Here is a 16114-nt window from a genome sequence, read left to right on the forward strand (position 1 = left end):
TACCAGGCATTTTGCGTCACCACCCGGCACCCTTTTCCTCCCCCTCAACTTGCCCTGAACAAGTGGCTTTGCAGGGGCTTCCGCAACTCGTGCCGGATGGCCAACCATCCTGTCAAGGTGAGCAAAACCACCGTGCAACACCAAACCACCAGGCTGCCTTGCGGAAATCCAAACCATCGATCCTGCAACAAGGCGTGGATGACAGCAACATGCATGGCCTGGGAAACAATCAGGGATATCGTGGCCACCGCCACTCCCTGTAAAAAAAATTCCAGGAGTGCCATGTGGGTCACTTCGTGACGGGATGCCCCCAACAACCTGTACACAGCCCCTTCCAAAGCCCGGCGTTTGCGCACCGCATGCACGGAGACCCATGACACCATCAGGCCGGAAATCAGGGCCAAGGCTCCCAGAGCCGTTACGGCATGGGCAAGTTTTTCCAGAACGCCCTGCATGGTCTCCATTACTTCCCGGGCCCGGATAACCGTTACGTTGGGAAAATCCCGGACCGTCGCCTGATATATGGGCTCCTCCAGTTCCGGGGGCAAGGCCAGAGAGGCAAGCCAGGTTCCCGGCGCCCCCTGCATGAGGTGGGGCGAAAAGACAACGAAAAAATTGAGTCCCATATCCGACCAGGTCACCTGACGGATACTGCGTACCGGGGCCTCCACAACAACGCCCTGAATGTCAAAAAACAGGGAGTCCCCCAAATGCAGGTTCAAATCACGCGCCATGCCAGACTCGACGCTCACCCCGTTTTCGTCGGGGGATCTCCACCATTGGCCAGAGAGGATGGGGTTGTTGGGAGGCAAGGTTGCCGACCAAGTCAGGACATACTCCCGGGCGAAACGCCAGGCCTGGGTCGGCATCACCGAACCCGAATCACCTGCCGCTCCTGCCTGACGCACCTGGGTCAGCCGACCCCGCACGACCGGGGTGAGGCGCAAGGCGTCCGAATCCACGACCATCGTGCCCACCATTTGCTGAAACGGGGCCACCTGGTCGGCTTGTATATCGACAAAAAACAACGCAGGAACCCGTTTGGGCAGTTGCGTCTGGATTTGGCGCTCCAGATCCCACTGCACCAACAGAATCGTTGTCACCAGGGATACCCCCAAACCCAGTGCCGTGATGGTGGTCACGGAGCCATTTTCGGGCCGCAGTAAAGCTCGAACCGCCCCATTCCAGGCCGGACGGCGTGGATGCCAACCTTGCAACACATGAAAAATGACCCAAACAAGCATACGCAGCACACCCAGAGCCACCACGGTGATGCCCAAAAACCCCAACGCCAAGCCGGGCTCACCCGCAACAAAGATGGCCAACGCCACAACGGGCAGTCCAGCCAAAAAAAACGGCCAACCCGAACGCAGACTCCCCTCCCCGACCTCACCCCACCCCACGGAGCGAAACAACAATCCGGGAAAAAACTTTCGCGTCTCCCACAGAGGCCCCAGGGCAAAAAGCAGGCTGAGAACGATGCCCAAAACCAGGCCGAAACCTGCCAGCAGCAGATGGGGACGGCTGGAAAGATCTTCTGTCAAACCATCTCCCAAAATCAACCCCAGCAGCCAGGGTGTGGCCAACCCCAGACCGGTGCCAACCCATCCGCCCAGGCCGGCCATCAACAGGACGTGCCAGAAAAAAATATTGAATATCATGGCGTTGTCCGCCCCGAGACACTTCAAGATGGCCACCATTCTGATCCGTTCCCGCATGTATGCGGAGACGCTTCCGGCGATGGCCAACCCACCTACCAGCAGGGCCATCACCGCCACCAATCCCATAAAAATGGTCAATCGGCCCAAGAATCGATTGGCGACGGGCTGTTTTTTCCCAGGTGCCAGAATGCGCAAACCCTTCGCATCTGCCCGGGTTTCCAGATCCGCAGCGACCTTCTGGCAATCCTCACCCGGGGCCAGGCGGAGGGAGGTTACGTACTCCACCCGACTGCCAGGGTGGATCAAATGGGTGGCGGGCACACGATCCAGGTCAAGCCATATGCGGGGTCCAAGGGTAAAAATACGGGTGGCCCGATCCGGTTCCCGTTCCAGGATGGCGCGAATGACAAAGGGGGCATCACCGATGAAGAGACGATCTCCCAAACGCAGGTGCAGTCGTTCGAGCAGATGGGCTTCCACGACGACCCCACCATCGTGCAAGGCGGCTGCAAGCTCACCGCCACCGCGCAGTGCCACGCGCCCTCGTAAAGGGTACTGCGCCGTCACCGCCTTGACCTCGACCAATTGGCTCGCTGTTCCTGTCGCCGAACGAGCCATGGCGTTGAACTCCAGACTCTTGGCCGCCGTCCATCCCGGGCGTTGCAGATGGGTTGCGACCCACGCATCCATGGGGAAAGCCCCCTCGATGCGGATATCCGCCGCCAACATGGCGCGGGTTTCGGCCTCAACCCGGGCACGCAGCGAGTCGCCTGCGAGCACTACCCCCACCAGGATCCACACCCCCAGCGCAACTGTAACAAAAAACAGCGCCCCGCCACGGGGATCGGACCGCAGCAACCTCCAGGCGAGCGCCCCCCCTGACCAAAATCCCAACTTTCTTGATGCGCTATGGATATCTGGCATTTTGGTCATGACTCACCACCCGGCAACGCATCGGGATAATGTGGTGAATAGTTGCCACCCTTTCAAGAAAAACCTGACGAGGTGATGACACCATTTTCCAGACGCAAACAGCGCTGCGTCCGTCGTGCCAACTCCTGGTCATGTGTGACCAGCAGCATGGTCGTCCCCCACTGCGCCACCAGACCGAACAGCAGCTCCACCACCCGCACGCTGGTCTGGCGATCCAGGTTTCCGGTGAGTTCGTCGGCCAGAATCAGGACAGGCCTGGTGACGAACGCCCGGGCGATGGCGACACGTTGTTGTTCTCCACCGGAAAGGTGTACCGGTCGGTGCCGCAACCGATGGGCCAAACCCACTTGCTCCAACATCTCTCTGGCCCGATCTCTGGCATCAGGGATGGCGGACAATTCGAGCGGCAACGCCACATTTTCCAGGGCCGTCAGGAATGGCAGCAAATGGAAAGCCTGAAAAACCATTCCCAGGCGTTCGCGGCGAAACCTGGCCAGTCGATCCGGATCCTGGGCCCCCAGATCAAGACCGTCAACTTCGACGCGACCCGAAACAGGTCGCTCCACACCGGCAAGCAGGGAGAGAAGCGACGACTTGCCACTGCCGGAAGGCCCCATCAGGCCAACCACCTCTCCGGGGTTGACGTGCAGATCGACCCCGCGCAAGATCACAATCGTGTCGGAGCCATGGGAGACTGAATAGGTGACGGAGTCCAATCGGATCATGTGTACATTTTGGCAAGCATTCCTTTCACCCTCAAGCCGAATTCCCCTGCAAGCCTGCTTTTTCATGTTTTTGACCTTGTTGCTCCCCGGCGAGGGGTGGTCCGGGAGTGCGCCCGTCATTCTCTGCCTGGGCGACAGCCTCACAGCCGGCCTGGGCCTCACCCAGGAGGAGAGTTATCCCGGGCTGTTGCAAAAACGTTTGCAGGATCGGGGTTATCCACACCGGGTCATCAACGCCGGAGTCTCTGGTGACACCTCATCCGGGGTGTTGCACCGGTTGGAGTGGACCTTGCGCAGCAATCCTTCTCTGGTCATCCTGGTCATCGGGGCCAATGATGGCCTGCGGGGTCTCCCCCTGGAGCAGATGGAAAACAACATTGACCGCACTCTCGTTCACCTGCAAAAAAAGGGGATTCGTGTCCTCCTGGGGGGGATGCGGGTGCCGCCCAATTATGGCACCGACTACACTCAGGCCTTCGCCGCAGTGTACCCCCGGCTGGCCAGCAAACGAGGTGTCCCTTTGCTTCCCTTTTTTCTTGCCGGCGTGGCCGGGCAGCCCCCGTTGAACCAGCCGGATGGCATCCACCCCAACCCCGAGGGTTATCGGATTATTCTGGAAAATGTCTGGTCCATTCTGGCAGGATTGCTGCCATGATCGCCCACCCACATTACCCTGGAGCATGAATCATGTCTGCCAAACCTGCCCTTAAACGTTTTGTCGTTGCCATGGTGCTGGGAGTTGCATTCGGCTACCTTTGCGCCTACCTGGCCGGTCGCCATCAGCCCGAACTTCTCTCCCTGACCCACCCCATTTTTTGGACCATCATGAGCGACCGTATTTTGATTGGCCTGGTCGTCGCCCTGGCTGGAGCCTATACGATGCATCCGGTTTTTGGTTTTCCATTCCGTCCCTGGGTACGGGGGTCGTGCCTGGGCATGATGGTCTCCATTCCTCTGGCTGCGGGATCCTTGAACGCGCCCGCCACTCCCATGGCTTCTCCCTGGCTGATTTTCATTCTCACACTGGTCAGCGGCGGGATATACGGTCTCGTCATCGATCTGCTGGCAACCAGGATAGGTGGCCAGGGGGCGGCGTTGCTGGGCAACGACCCGTCAGGCGCCTGATCATGACCCACGGAAACGAGATCGAACCGACCCCTCTCCGCGAAGAGTTCGAGCAGCGTGCTGGTCTGGTCTATTTCAACCATGCGGGTGTAGCGCCTTTGCCGCGACGTTCGGTCCGCATCATCGCCAAGTTGGCTGAACATATGGCGCAACACGGCGCATCCCGCTACCATGAACTCAATGCGGTCCATGAAGGGGCCAGGCAGAGATGCGCTCGCCTGCTGGATGTCCCCGCCCGACACATCGCCTTTGTGCCCAACACCTCCGAGGGACTCTCGTTTGTGGGTTTGGGAGTGGATTGGCACGCCGGAGATGAAATTGTCACCACCGATCAGGAGTTTCCTTCCAATATCGTGATTTGGCTGGATTTGGCCCGTCGCCACGGCCTGAAGGTGCATCAAGTTCCCTCGGGCAGCAATGGCCGGGTGGATGCGTTAGCGCTATTGGAACGAGTCAACGCCCGGACACGGGTGGTCACAGTCAGCTCGGTCCAGTTTGGTACCGGCGCGGTGGTGGATTTGCAGCGTATCGGCGCGGCTCTGCGTGCAACATCGACCTTGTTTGTTGTGGATGGCATCCAGAGTCTTGGCATCCTTCCCACCTATTCGGCCACACTCGGCATCGATGCCTTGTGCGCCGATGGCCATAAATGGCTTTTGGGTCCGGAAGGGTGCGGCTTGCTTTACCTTTCTGAAAAGGGTCTGGAACAGATCCAGCCTCGGGTTGTTGGCTGGCACTCGGTGGCCAATGCCGGCCAATATCAGCACATCTGTATCGATCCCCGGGAGGATTGCCGCCGCTTCGAGGCCGGCTCTCCCAACTTGTTGGGGGCTGCCGCTCTGGGGGAGAGTGTGGGTCTGCTCCTGGAGGCGGGCGTGGAGCATGTCCAGGAAAGGGTGCAGCGACTGGTGGCTGCATTGACCACGGGTTTGCGCGATCTGGGCTGCATCATCCATACCCCTGTGGAGCAGGATGGATTCCCGGGCGCTGGCATCCTGGTCTTTTCGCATCCGGCGAAGCCGTCACCGGTCATGCATCGGGAATTGACCTCCCGGAATATTTATCATGCGTTGCGGGGGGCCGGTCTCCGTTTTTCCCCGCATTTTTACCAGGATACCAGGGATGTCTCTCTTGCCCTGGCCGCAGTTGCAGAGGCATTGTCAGCCCAGGGGTAGTGCCCCACACCCAAAAAACGATTGAAAAACTGGAATGGAGGTCCAGGAGGAAGGGCTGCGCCCTTCCTCCTGGTGGGGTTCGGGGCGAAGCCCTGACAAAGGCTTTCATTCCAAGACTTTATCTTGAAACGACTGAAAAACTGGGATGGAGGTCCAGGAGGAAGGGCTGCGCCCTTCCTCCTGGTGGGGTTCGGGGCGAAGCCCTGACAAAGGCTTTCATTCCCAGACTTTATCTTGAAACGATTGAAAAACTGGGATGGAGGTCCAGGAGGAAGGGCTGCGCCCTTCCTCCTGCTGGGGTTCGGGGCAAAGCCCTGACAAAGGCTTTCATTCCCAGACTTTATCTTGAAACGACTGAAAAACTGGGATGGAGGTCCAGGAGGAAGGGCTGCGCCCTTCCTCCTGGTGGGGTTCGGGGCGAAGCCCTGACAAATATTCAGGAAACGACGCGCAATTCACGACGCAGGTGCATCATGCCGCCCATTTCAAGAAACCGGCTGAAATTTCTGACGGAGAGATCTTTTTTGCCCCCCACCAGGAGGTGATGTCGGCAAAACTCTACGGCCTGGGGGTTGCGTTGGATGACCACATCCAACAAGCCCGCCCCTTCAGGGCAAAGGTTGGGGTACAGGTAACGAAGCGTGTCGGCTGGCGCCTTTTCCTGCCATTCAATCGGACTCTCCAGGGGATCTTTGCACAAAAGCAGGGTCGACAAGCGGCAGATACCTTGCAAGTGCGCCTGAACCTCCGGGGCTGTATCAGACAAGGCAATCCGGAGGCGTTCGTTGATGACCCTCTCCAAGGCCATAAAGGTGGCCTCTTTTTGATACACCTGGGCACAAAAGGCAAAGTTGAGTTTCAGGAATTCATCGACCATTTTGCCATAATGTTCGGGCTGCTCATAATGCTGCAACATCTCCTTTTCCGTTGCAAACCACTCGGCCTGGGAGAGTGCGCGCATCTCTGCAAAAAGAGGTTGCAATACAGGGTCGTCCGTCTGAGCAACCTGTTGCAGGACGGACCCAGGATTGCAGCCGTGTTCGAGGCCAAACCGCAACTGGGGACGAAAAAATCCGGCGTTCCAACAAAAATAGATCAGCCAATGCAGCACTTTAAAGCTGTTGAGTTCGGTTTCCGTCATATCCTGCGTTGCCCGGACCGACTCTTCCACCTCAAAGACACGTTGGCCATGATAAACCCCATAGGCCCCGAAAATGGGACGGAACCGGGTCTCAATCCGATACTCCCGACGAAAAGAGTCCGACTCGTAATCGGTGCCGGGAAGAAGGCGGATATTGATCGGATCGATTCTGGCAAAGCCAAGGGCGAAAGCCTCTTGCAAGGTCTTCAAATGGCTGGCTGCACTCTCCCCGGGAAGTCCGATCAAAATATCGGTGCTGAGTTCCAACCCCCGTTCCCGATAAGCAAGGATTTGTTCATGGAGGCGCTGAAATTTAATCTGCCCCCGTCCTGTTTTCTCCAGGACTTCCGGATCTGTCGACTGCAAGGCAATCGTGGACTGAATGGCGAAAGTTCCCTGGGAGGCATCCCCCCGAAATGTATCCGATATCTCAAGATTTCTCTGGGTGGTGTTTTTGGCGGACCACACCGTCACGTAGTGAGGCGAGCCATTTTTGATGCGCAAGGATTGAATCTTGCGCGCAATGTCCAGATCCCGCTTCAGCAGGCCAAAATTGGCATCGGCAAAGATCCAGTTGGAGCGGACGGCGGCATGTTCGGCAACGTAATCAAGCTCCGCCTCGACCACGGCGAGGGGGCGTTGGCGCAATTTGGAGAGATTCCCGGCGCCCCATTCGCAATAGATGCAACCATAGGGACAGCCCCGGGTGGTCTCCAGCAGGGGGATCATCTCCCCGTTGGCAAGGAATGGATCCAACCAACCGGTCAGGTAAGGGCTGGGGCCCCGGATTTCCCGGGGCTGGGAGCTGTACTCCACGGGCCGATACAGAAGTCCGTCTTTCCAGCGTCCCGCCACACCCGATGGCAGATCCTCCGGCGAGGCCTGTTGCAAAATATGATGGACCAGATGGGTCAGAGGCTCTTCCCCTTCGTGCAGAATGTAGTAATCCAGAGAGGGTCTTGCCTGTAAAAATGTCAAGATATCCGCCGGATCATGACGGATCTGCGGCCCCCCCATGACAGTCACCATGGCGGGGTTCAACTCCTTGCCGAGCGTCAAAAACAAATTTCCCAACCGTGTATTCCAACTGTAGTTGCTGACGCCGAGGATATCTGGCGCCTGCTGACGCATGGCCCTTTCAAGATCCGTGGGATATTTGAACAATTGGATCGTGACAGAAGATTCGAAGCGTTCTGCAAGGCTGGCAGCGAGGTAGGCAATATTCAGAGGGACAACGTAATTTGTCTTGATGGTATCGTAAACCAGATCGGCCAGATAGATTTTCACGCGCAAAATTTCCCGTTTTTACGTGGTCCTTTTGTAACTATTCACCACCTTTTCAAAAAAAGCCTGGACAGGAAAGCCTTTGTCAGGGCTTCGCCCCGAACCCCACCAAGACGCTGTCCTGGACCTGCCAGGGAGCCAGCCCCCTGGACCCCGATTCGTTGCCGGATGGTGAATAGTTACATCCTTTTTTCAAAAACCCACCAGGTTGGATTATCAAGACCTGTCAACCGTTTCCAGAAAAATCCATAATCCACGACCTGGAGATCAGAAAAGTTATCCATCCAGAAGCCGCCAAAATCGCGCTTGAAAAGAAGGTCGTCGTGTCCACGATAGTGAATGGTTTCCGGCTTGTCGGAAAAATACTCGATGCAGGCGATATAACGGCGGGAGACCCGATGGATCTCCTTGCAGGAGGCCAGCAAATGATCCGGATGGATATGGATCATGACACCACTGGTGAAGGCCAGATCGACAGCCTTGTCGGGAAGGGGAATATGGGCAGCAAATCCATCCAGGGCGTGGGTGGCAGGAAGGACGCCATCCGTTACCAGCCGCTGGCGGCTCTCTGCGTTGGGTTCGACGGCGAAAAGCTCCGCATCGGTCAAACGGCGCAACGCCCGCATGACCAGCCCGACATTGGCACCCACTTCAAGGATGGATTGCGGTGGAGCGCCGTCCATGCAACCAAGTACCCTTGCCCAAACCTTGACCCGTTCGTGAAGCCGCTTTTCCGTGACCTGATTGCGCTCCCGGTAGTCATGGCCAAACGCGCCGCGCCACTGTTCAAGCTGTCTGCTCTGCTCCGGGGGGGTTGTCATGAGCTTTCATCCTTTCTGAAGGCAAATTTTAATAACCAGGGGAGCCGGATTGTAACGCCAAATTTTCCGCAGGAACACCCGCCATGCATCCGCCCTCCTGCAAGGTCGCGACATGCCAACAATGACAAATGATTCATCCACAGGCAAAATCAGGGCCAGAAAAAGAGGATCAGAAATTTACATAGACCCATTCACGCATTTCACTTACGTATCCTATTAAAAATATTAACAATATATTGTCGGAGCGGGGATTATTCCCATGCATAAGCCTCTGGCAAGAGGAATCCTCCCCAAGCCATCAACATGATATCCACAGTGTTATCCACAGGTCAAAAGGAGATCGCCAAAATTTGCTTAAATTTTAATCATTTTATTAAATCCAACTTGAATAACAACTTGTTACATAAACTCTTCATCGGTTATCCACAACCTGTTCCACAGAAGCTGGGGAAAAGGCATGCGGAGTGGATGGGGCGTCCGGCAAGGCGGCATTTCAGAGGTAGGTGCGGATTTCTTCACGAAAGTTGCGCGGCTCGATTTTGAATGTCTTGATCATCAGGTTGATATCACAAATATTTTCCTCCCGCAGCATGATCAGTTGGTCCGAGGTGAGGGGTGGGCGGGGCAGCAGTCGTTCAAGGATGGCGGCCTCCAGGCGGAGCAATGGCATGGGGAGAAAAAATTTGACGCGGCTTTTGCCCATGGCCGAGGCGATGGTCTCCATGATCTCGGCGAAGGAGAGGCGTTCCGGCCCCCCCAACTCGAATGTCTGGTCGATCGTGGTGACATCGGCCAGAGCAGTGACCACACAATGGACGACATCCTCGACCCAAACGGGCTGCATGCGGCTCTGACCGTCACCCAGAATGGGCATGAATGGCAGGTAACGGATGATGCGGGCAAATTGGTTGACGAAATGATCGCGAGGCCCAAAGATGACGGAGGGTCGGAAGATGGTGTACGGAACCCCGCCATGGCGGAGACACTCCTCCGCTTCCCACTTGGTGCGATGGTAGAGGCTGGAGGCGTTGGGACGGGTACCCAGGGAGCTCATGTAGATCAATCGCCTCACCCCATGGCGTTTGGCGACATCCACCACGTTCTGTGTCCCCTGGCGGTGAACATTGGCAAAGGTATTGCGGCCCGTCTCCACCAGAATGCCAACCAGGTGGATCACTTGTTCCACCCCTTCCATGGCGGCGTCCAGGGCGCCAAGGTCAAGAATGGACCCCTGGTAGAACTGCATGGGAGACACAGCGGGATCGAGCCAGTTGGGACGGTTCCGGGCAAACCCACGCACCAACCGTCCCTCATCAATCAGGCGACGCACCAGGGAATACCCGACCAGACCCGTACAACCAGTGACCAGTATCATGACCATCCTCCACCCCGCACGTGGACGCAGCCTCCTGGTCATACTAATTCATTTTTTCGCTTTTGTGTACGTTATTTGCAGCGATCCATTCCCCTTTCTGGCAAAGCCTGGAGATAAAGCAACCATTCACCACCCTTGCAAGAAAAGCCTGGACAGGAAAGCCTTTGTCAGGGCTTCGCCCCGAACCCCACCAGGGCGCTGCCCTGGACTAAGCCAGGAAGCCAGCCCCCTGGATCCCGATTCGTTGGCGGGAGGTGAACAGTTACGAGATAAAGGCGTTTGTCAGGGCTCTGTCCAGCGCCAATCAGGGAGGATCGTGTGGTTCGGTGTGGAACATTCTGAAAAAATTCTCCAGATACCAATCAACCACCCTATCCAAACCTTGGGCATAGGCGAGCCGGATCTCTGACATGGCCTGGTTGAATCGTTCAACCTCAACCACGGATAAAACACCCTCCTGATGTCTTTGTCGCGCCACAGCAAGCAACCGGTCCAACTCCTGGTACACATGACCATGCGGATCCAGGACCGAGTAAAGCTCCTCGACAGCTTGAAAAACGGTCAGGTAGTGCTCGGGCGGGGGAGGTTCCCGAACGGGAGCCGGTGTGGGTGGCGGCATCGGCGGTGGCGGGGGGAGCGCAACGATCTTTTTTTTCTTGATCGAACGCACGCCGCCCACCGTGAAGGCGCGCAGATCGACCCAGGTATCCGGGGGAGGTGGCAGACCAAAATCCGTCGGTCTTTCACGGACCTTCTCCTTGCGAACGCCGCGAAGGGCATAGTCCCGAAGATCGATCCACACCCCTTCCGCAGTGACTCCGTCCATCATCCACCTCATGACGCACTTTGTAAAAGCGACCTCTGAAGCCTATCGGCGGGAAGAGAGTCGCCCTTGAGCAAAATTTGCGTCAGTCCGAAGTTTGTTCCGGATCGGGCGCTGAACGATTACCCCATTTTTATTTTGACAGTGACGATGTGCTGCCTATCGTCGGGGTGGTGCAAGGTCAAAATCATCTCTTTTCGTGGATCGTGGTGGTTGACCCAATGAGGCAGGGTTTGCGGTGTTACGGGTTGCTCATCCAGGGTCAGCAGGATATCACCCGCCCGGATGCCAGCCGCATAAGCCGGGCTATCAGGTTCAACACCCACGATCAAAACCCCTTTATCCATCGGCGCGGGACTGGCCACCAGCCCCAACCGGGGGCGGTGTCGGGAATCTTTCCGGGTTGCAGACGATTTGACCACGTTCAACGCTTCGGAGAGAATGGCCGCCACCACATAGACATGGTTGCCGCCGCCGATTTCGACATGCACATTTTTCACCTGGCCGTAACCGGCGATGGTCACATTGTTTCGACCCAATGGCAGGTTGACGGCCTCCCCTGGGGTGACTCCCATGTCTGTTCCGTTCAGTTGCCAGCGCATGCCAGGAGGTTGCGTCGCGACGACGAGGCCACCTTTTGCGGAGCTTTTTTCGACAGGAAGGAGAAAAACGGATCCTTCCCGCGACTGGATCCGGATCGCTTTTTGACCTTCCAGGTTGCGCAGGGGAATGCGCAATCTGCCGGACTCCAGCTCCTCCTGGGTTGGCCAGGCGGTGGCAGGGTACAAGGAATGATTCTGGAGAATTGGCGTAGAGGTATTTTCTTTGATGTAACCGTTCTCTTTCAAAGCCCCCTGCTGCACCACAACAGTGTCCACAGGGGAAGATCCATCGCCCTTTGAGTTAGAGCTAACTCTATCGGCGCCACGCCGGAGCGAATCCTCCGCCAAGGATGCCAAAGATGCGCGTTTCCCAAAAATTTCGTTCATCTCCCGCTTGCGTCGGGCCTCCCCGGCTTGCTTCGTATCCATGGATCGTTCTTGTACAATGCCCTTGTCCATATCCTGAATGGTTTTGCGTGATGCTAGCCAATCCGGGTCAAAAAGGGTGATACCCAAGTCCATCTTCTTTTCCTCCACCCCAGTCTTTTCATGGTCTCTTCGGGGCTTCGCCCCGGACCCCACCAGGAGGAAGGGCGCAGCCCTTCCTCCTGGACCTCCATCCCAGTTTTTTACAGGAGGCTCCCACCCCATGCCTGAACTTCCCGAAGTCGAAACCATTCGCCGGGGCGTGGCCGAGCGGATCGTGGGCAGAACAATCCAGGCCCTGGCCGTGCGACGTACCGACCTGCGTTGGCCCGTACCCGAAGTCACCCTGCGTCAGAAGGTCATCGGCAAGACCATCCTGAAGGTGGAACGACGCGGCAAATATGTATTGCTGGCCTGTCCCAACGGATTTATTTTACTCCACTTTGGCATGACCGGTGGCGTGCGGTGGGTCAGGCCGGACGCCCCCTGGGAAAAACATGATCACGTCGCCCTGGAGTTGGACAACAACCTGACGCTCCGTTTTTACGATCCGCGTCGATTCGGGGCTCTCCTCTGGGTCGATCCACCCTGGGAGAGTCATCCTTTGTTGGCCAACCTGGGTGTGGAGCCTCTTGGAGAGGCATTCCATGGCGATCATCTGTTTGCAGCATCCCGCAACCGCCGCGTCAGCGTCAAGGGCTTCCTCATGGACGCCAAAATGGTCGTGGGGGTGGGGAACATCTATGCCAACGAGGCGCTGTTTCTGGCCGGCCTGCATCCGGAGAGGCCTGTCGATCAATTGACCCTTGATGATTGTCAACGTTTGGCCCAAACGGTCCGGGAGCTTCTCTCCGCCGCCATTGCCAAGGGGGGGACCACTTTCAGGGATTACAGGGACAGCGATGGCAATATGGGTTACTTTAAAATGGATCTGCACGTCTACCAGAGGCAGGGGGAACCTTGTTTCACGTGCAACTCACCCATCCAAATGACGCGCAGCCACGGACGCTCGACATTCCACTGCCCTGCTTGTCAAAAGCCGGTACGCAGCCCTTGGCCATGACAGCGTTTGTCAAAGCGCCGCCCCGAACCCCACCATGGCGCTGCCCTTGACCCACCGGGGAGCCAGCCACCTAGTGGCTCAACCGACATGATTTGAAGTGTTCACTTTTCGTGATTATTCCGCACTCTTTCAAGAAAAGCTTGGAAATGAAAACCTTTGTCAGGGCTTCGCCCCGAACCCCACCAGGGCGCTGCCCTGGACTAAGCCAGGGAGCCAGCCCCCTGGACCCCGATTCATGGCTTGCCTGCACATCAAATCAACACGGTTGAGCCACTAACCCCCGATGCGTGACCGTGTGCTGAAGTCACCACGGTTGAATCTTTTCATGAACGTTACTACACTGAAGGACATGAAGATCACCTACGACCCTGCCAAGAATTTTTGGAATACGACAACACGCCAGCTTTCTTTTGATCGCGCCGCTGACTTTCAATGGCAGGATGCACACATCGTCGAGGATATCCGACACATCTACCCGGAACGGCGATTTGTTGCAGTAGGCTATCTCGATAGACGTTTACATGTCCTTTGCTTTACACCCGTTGCGGGTGGCATACGGGTAATCAGTTTTCGCAAGGCCAATCGTCAAGAGGCACGTAATCATGGAAAATCCATTACCATTGACTGACGACGACGGAGAAGTCAGAGATCTGACCCGGGAAGACTTTGCGCGGATGAAACCATCCCATGATGTTTTGCCTGTCATCCTGGGAACAGATGTAGCTGCCGCATTATTGGCAAGGCGTGGACACCCCCCTGGCAGCGGCGGAAAAGTCTCCACCACGGTGCGTTTCGATGCAGAGGTGATCTCGGCCTTCCGTGCCACCGGAAGAGGGTGGCAGACCCGCATGAACGATGCCCTGAAGGACTGGTTGAAAACCCACCCTCCTGCATGAGGGCTTTTACAGCACCTCCCGTTGCCGGCCCATACGATGATCGCTGGTTGTCACCGTGCTGGGGGTCTCTCCACAACCTGGGGTGGCAACGCCGGCAGGCGCATTTCCTGGGATACATGCGGGGATACGTAAGAGACCGGAGCCGGAGGAACAAGCCGGATGATGGCTGCAACACCCCCGAGAATGATGATACCGGTGGCAATGACCCATTTGATGGTTTCCACCTTGGCGGCTTCGATCTCCTTGCGCAACTCAGCCTTGGCGAGTTCAATATCCGCCTTGACAAGCTCAATGTCCCTCTTGACAAGTTGAATGTCCCCCTTGGTGGCCAGATCCTTAAGCCGGGACTCCTCCACCTGTTGGAGGATGCTTGAAATGGCCTCGGCCTGGGCTTCCGCCTGGACGGATGGGACGCCAGCGGTTTCCAGTTTCCTCACAAAGGCCAGGGTGTCGAACGACAGGGCATGGCTCATGGCGCTCCTCCTCAATATTCCTCTACAGCCCAATCACCGGCCCCATCTCAACACACTCCCGGGCCAACATCAACCGCCCTTTGGGCTAAAGCAAAGGCCAGGGTGTCGAACGACAGGGCATGGCTCAATCCGGTATGTCACGTGGCCTGCTTTACAAGCCTGCCTCGGAGTTCATGGCATCCAATACCCGTTGCAACACCAAGCGAAGGGCTGATAACTGGTTATCCTCCAGTGCTTTCCAAACTTCCTCAGGATCGACACCATCGTACTGGTGAATCAAAACATCCCGGAAACCAGCCATACGCCTCCAAGGAATTTCCGGATATTGCTTACGGACAGATTCAGGAATATTTTTCGCTGCTTCGCCAATAACTTCAAAATTTCGGTAAACCGCATCCTGGACCATCAGGTTACTCAAAAAATGCCCCTGCCCATCCTTGGTGAATTTTTCAATACGTTCCAGACGCTCGATCATGTGAACCACAAAGAGTCGGGAGTCTTTGCTCACAAGGGAATTGCTTCCCTCAGAACGCGATCCCTGATGAACCAGTGGATCGCCGGTTCAGAAACCACATCAACAGCCCGCCCCAATAATTCCTCGATGTCCTGCTTCAGTGCAACGTGATCCCACAAAGAGCGGGTTTCCTCGAAATTCACCAACAGATCCACGTCACTGCCCAGATTGTCATCACCACGAGCCATGGATCCAAACACCCGAATGTCCCGTGCTCCATGACGTTCAGCCAAAGCCAAGATTTCCGCTCGGTGGTTCTGAATCAATTTTGAATACGCCATGTAGCCATGTCCCTGTTTGAATCAAATTTCGACCATGATCACCGTTTCGGCCACATCATGAAAGCCCAACGAATCGGGATCCAGGGGGCTGGCTCCCTGGCAGGGCCTTTTCCCTTTCTTTTCCCGCCTTGATACACCAAATCCCCTCAAGCAAATCACCTCCTGGTCACAGGCTGCCTATCGACAGCCTCAGGCGGCAACGCCGACAGGCGCAGCTCCTGGGATGCGTGTGGCAATACATAAGAAACCGGAGCCGGAGGAACAAGCCGGTTGATGGCTGCAACACCCCCAAGAATGACGATACCGGTGGCAATGACCCATTTGATGGTTTCCACTTTGGCAGCCTCGACTTTTGCTTCCAGCTTGAGTTCCACCTCGCGAACGTCACCCCTGGTGGACAACTCCTTAAGTCGGGACTCTTCCACTTGTTGGAGAATGCTGGAGATGGCCTCGGCCTGGGCTTCCGCCTGGGCAGATGGGACACCGGCTGTTTCCAGTTTCCTCACAAAGGCCAGGGTGTCGAACGACAGGGTATGACTCATGCTGCGCCTCTCCAACATTTCCCCACGGTTCGAAACCTACAACACAATCGCAACACACTCACCATTTAGGCTGTGGAACACCCTATCTCTATCATAGCGCGGCATAGCCGCAACCAAACGGAAAAGCAGGCGTTCCGCCTTTTGATTCGGTATGTTGGAGTTGCCCAACTCAACAGCGAAGCCAAAAGGGGAACGCCATGGAGACATTTTTATCGAAACACGAAGAGGATGTCATCGGAACACTTTCGGGATTT

17 protein-coding genes are annotated in these 16114 nt (G+C 56.6%); 6 read left to right on the forward strand and 11 right to left on the reverse strand.

Features of this window, described 5'->3' with window-relative positions:
• Positions 1 to 44 precede the first annotated feature (44 nt).
• Both HQL63_04785 and HQL63_04790 read right to left on the reverse strand, forming a co-directional pair.
• Complete coding sequence (locus tag HQL63_04785) at positions 45 to 2594, reverse strand: ABC transporter permease (protein MBF0176148.1); 2550 nt, start codon at positions 2592 to 2594, stop codon at positions 45 to 47.
• 53 nt (positions 2595 to 2647) lie between these two features.
• Positions 2648 to 3319, reverse strand: a complete 672-nt coding sequence (locus HQL63_04790; protein MBF0176149.1) for an ABC transporter ATP-binding protein — start codon at positions 3317 to 3319, stop codon at positions 2648 to 2650.
• A 64-nt stretch (positions 3320 to 3383) separates the two neighbouring features.
• Between HQL63_04790 and HQL63_04795 the strand changes: the two genes are divergently transcribed.
• The 3 genes from HQL63_04795 to HQL63_04805 are packed head-to-tail and all read left to right on the forward strand — an operon-like array spanning position 3384 to position 5619.
• A complete protein-coding gene (locus HQL63_04795) occupies positions 3384 to 3974 on the forward strand; it encodes an arylesterase (GenBank protein MBF0176150.1) in 591 nt (196 codons plus the stop codon).
• 32 nt (positions 3975 to 4006) lie between these two features.
• Positions 4007 to 4444, forward strand: a complete 438-nt coding sequence (locus HQL63_04800; protein MBF0176151.1) for a hypothetical protein — start codon at positions 4007 to 4009, stop codon at positions 4442 to 4444.
• A 2-nt stretch (positions 4445 to 4446) separates the two neighbouring features.
• Positions 4447 to 5619, forward strand: a complete 1173-nt coding sequence (locus tag HQL63_04805; GenBank protein MBF0176152.1) for an aminotransferase class V-fold PLP-dependent enzyme — start codon at positions 4447 to 4449, stop codon at positions 5617 to 5619.
• 436 nt (positions 5620 to 6055) lie between these two features.
• Here the strand turns inward: HQL63_04805 and HQL63_04810 are convergent, their stop codons facing one another.
• The 5 genes from HQL63_04810 to HQL63_04830 all read right to left on the reverse strand — a co-directional run bounded on the left by HQL63_04810 (position 6056) and on the right by HQL63_04830 (position 12187).
• The gene (locus HQL63_04810) at positions 6056 to 8047 is read right to left on the reverse strand and encodes a B12-binding domain-containing radical SAM protein (protein MBF0176153.1); all 1992 of its coding nucleotides are present in this window, start codon (positions 8045 to 8047) and stop codon (positions 6056 to 6058) included.
• A 176-nt stretch (positions 8048 to 8223) separates the two neighbouring features.
• Complete coding sequence (locus HQL63_04815; protein ID MBF0176154.1) at positions 8224 to 8865, reverse strand: methyltransferase domain-containing protein; 642 nt, start codon at positions 8863 to 8865, stop codon at positions 8224 to 8226.
• A gap of 493 nt (positions 8866 to 9358) precedes the next feature.
• Positions 9359 to 10240: a complex I NDUFA9 subunit family protein gene (locus HQL63_04820; protein MBF0176155.1), complete on the reverse strand. Its 882-nt coding sequence runs from the start codon at positions 10238 to 10240 to the stop codon at positions 9359 to 9361.
• Positions 10241 to 10544: 304 nt separating this feature from the next.
• Positions 10545 to 11066, reverse strand: a complete 522-nt coding sequence (locus HQL63_04825) for a hypothetical protein (GenBank protein ID MBF0176156.1) — start codon at positions 11064 to 11066, stop codon at positions 10545 to 10547.
• A gap of 119 nt (positions 11067 to 11185) precedes the next feature.
• A complete protein-coding gene (locus tag HQL63_04830; protein MBF0176157.1) occupies positions 11186 to 12187 on the reverse strand; it encodes a PDZ domain-containing protein in 1002 nt (333 codons plus the stop codon).
• Between the two features lie 127 nt (positions 12188 to 12314).
• Here HQL63_04830 and mutM point away from each other — a divergent pair, with 127 nt between their 5' ends.
• From mutM to HQL63_04845, 3 genes are all read left to right on the forward strand, one after another.
• Positions 12315 to 13154: a bifunctional DNA-formamidopyrimidine glycosylase/DNA-(apurinic or apyrimidinic site) lyase gene (mutM, locus tag HQL63_04835; GenBank protein ID MBF0176158.1), complete on the forward strand. Its 840-nt coding sequence runs from the start codon at positions 12315 to 12317 to the stop codon at positions 13152 to 13154.
• Between the two features lie 349 nt (positions 13155 to 13503).
• On the forward strand, positions 13504 to 13782 hold the full coding sequence (locus tag HQL63_04840) for a BrnT family toxin (GenBank protein ID MBF0176159.1): 279 nt from the start codon (positions 13504 to 13506) through the stop codon (positions 13780 to 13782).
• Positions 13757 to 14050, forward strand: a complete 294-nt coding sequence (locus HQL63_04845; GenBank protein MBF0176160.1) for a BrnA antitoxin family protein — start codon at positions 13757 to 13759, stop codon at positions 14048 to 14050. The genes HQL63_04840 and HQL63_04845 overlap by 26 nt, the downstream gene beginning before the upstream one ends.
• A 50-nt stretch (positions 14051 to 14100) precedes the next feature.
• Here HQL63_04845 and HQL63_04850 read toward each other — a convergent pair whose 3' ends face one another.
• The 4 genes from HQL63_04850 to HQL63_04865 form a co-directional block, all read right to left on the reverse strand.
• Positions 14101 to 14523, reverse strand: coding sequence for a DUF1640 domain-containing protein (locus HQL63_04850; GenBank protein MBF0176161.1), 423 nt, complete (start codon positions 14521 to 14523; stop codon positions 14101 to 14103).
• A 151-nt stretch (positions 14524 to 14674) separates the two neighbouring features.
• Positions 14675 to 14998, reverse strand: a complete 324-nt coding sequence (locus HQL63_04855; GenBank protein ID MBF0176162.1) for a DUF86 domain-containing protein — start codon at positions 14996 to 14998, stop codon at positions 14675 to 14677.
• Between the two features lie 29 nt (positions 14999 to 15027).
• Positions 15028 to 15318, reverse strand: a complete 291-nt coding sequence (locus tag HQL63_04860; protein ID MBF0176163.1) for a nucleotidyltransferase family protein — start codon at positions 15316 to 15318, stop codon at positions 15028 to 15030.
• Positions 15319 to 15473: 155 nt separating this feature from the next.
• Positions 15474 to 15860: a DUF1640 domain-containing protein gene (locus HQL63_04865; protein ID MBF0176164.1), complete on the reverse strand. Its 387-nt coding sequence runs from the start codon at positions 15858 to 15860 to the stop codon at positions 15474 to 15476.
• Positions 15861 to 16114: the final 254 nt, after the last annotated feature.

The sequence above is a fragment of the Magnetococcales bacterium genome, assembly GCA_015231175.1.
Classification (GTDB): domain Bacteria; phylum Pseudomonadota; class Magnetococcia; order Magnetococcales; family DC0425bin3; genus HA3dbin3.

Excerpts from the sequence above, each read along its gene's own strand:
- HQL63_04850 (MBF0176161.1), bottom strand. The coding sequence starts at position 14,523 with ATGAGCCATGCCCTGTCGTTCGACACCCTGGCCTTTGTGAGGAAACTG.
- HQL63_04855 (MBF0176162.1), bottom strand. The coding sequence starts at position 14,998 with ATGATCGAGCGTCTGGAACGTATTGAAAAATTCACCAAGGATGGGCAG.
- HQL63_04865 (MBF0176164.1), bottom strand. The coding sequence starts at position 15,860 with ATGAGTCATACCCTGTCGTTCGACACCCTGGCCTTTGTGAGGAAACTG.
- HQL63_04825 (MBF0176156.1), bottom strand. The coding sequence starts at position 11,066 with ATGGACGGAGTCACTGCGGAAGGGGTGTGGATCGATCTTCGGGACTAT.
- HQL63_04830 (MBF0176157.1), bottom strand. The coding sequence starts at position 12,187 with ATGGACTTGGGTATCACCCTTTTTGACCCGGATTGGCTAGCATCACGC.
- HQL63_04785 (MBF0176148.1), bottom strand. The coding sequence starts at position 2,594 with ATGACCAAAATGCCAGATATCCATAGCGCATCAAGAAAGTTGGGATTT.
- HQL63_04795 (MBF0176150.1), top strand. The coding sequence starts at position 3,384 with ATGTTTTTGACCTTGTTGCTCCCCGGCGAGGGGTGGTCCGGGAGTGCG.
- mutM (MBF0176158.1), top strand. The coding sequence starts at position 12,315 with ATGCCTGAACTTCCCGAAGTCGAAACCATTCGCCGGGGCGTGGCCGAG.
- HQL63_04815 (MBF0176154.1), bottom strand. The coding sequence starts at position 8,865 with ATGACAACCCCCCCGGAGCAGAGCAGACAGCTTGAACAGTGGCGCGGC.
- HQL63_04840 (MBF0176159.1), top strand. The coding sequence starts at position 13,504 with ATGAAGATCACCTACGACCCTGCCAAGAATTTTTGGAATACGACAACA.
- HQL63_04820 (MBF0176155.1), bottom strand. The coding sequence starts at position 10,240 with ATGATACTGGTCACTGGTTGTACGGGTCTGGTCGGGTATTCCCTGGTG.
- HQL63_04805 (MBF0176152.1), top strand. The coding sequence starts at position 4,447 with ATGACCCACGGAAACGAGATCGAACCGACCCCTCTCCGCGAAGAGTTC.
- HQL63_04800 (MBF0176151.1), top strand. The coding sequence starts at position 4,007 with ATGTCTGCCAAACCTGCCCTTAAACGTTTTGTCGTTGCCATGGTGCTG.
- HQL63_04860 (MBF0176163.1), bottom strand. The coding sequence starts at position 15,318 with ATGGCGTATTCAAAATTGATTCAGAACCACCGAGCGGAAATCTTGGCT.
- HQL63_04845 (MBF0176160.1), top strand. The coding sequence starts at position 13,757 with ATGGAAAATCCATTACCATTGACTGACGACGACGGAGAAGTCAGAGAT.
- HQL63_04790 (MBF0176149.1), bottom strand. The coding sequence starts at position 3,319 with ATGATCCGATTGGACTCCGTCACCTATTCAGTCTCCCATGGCTCCGAC.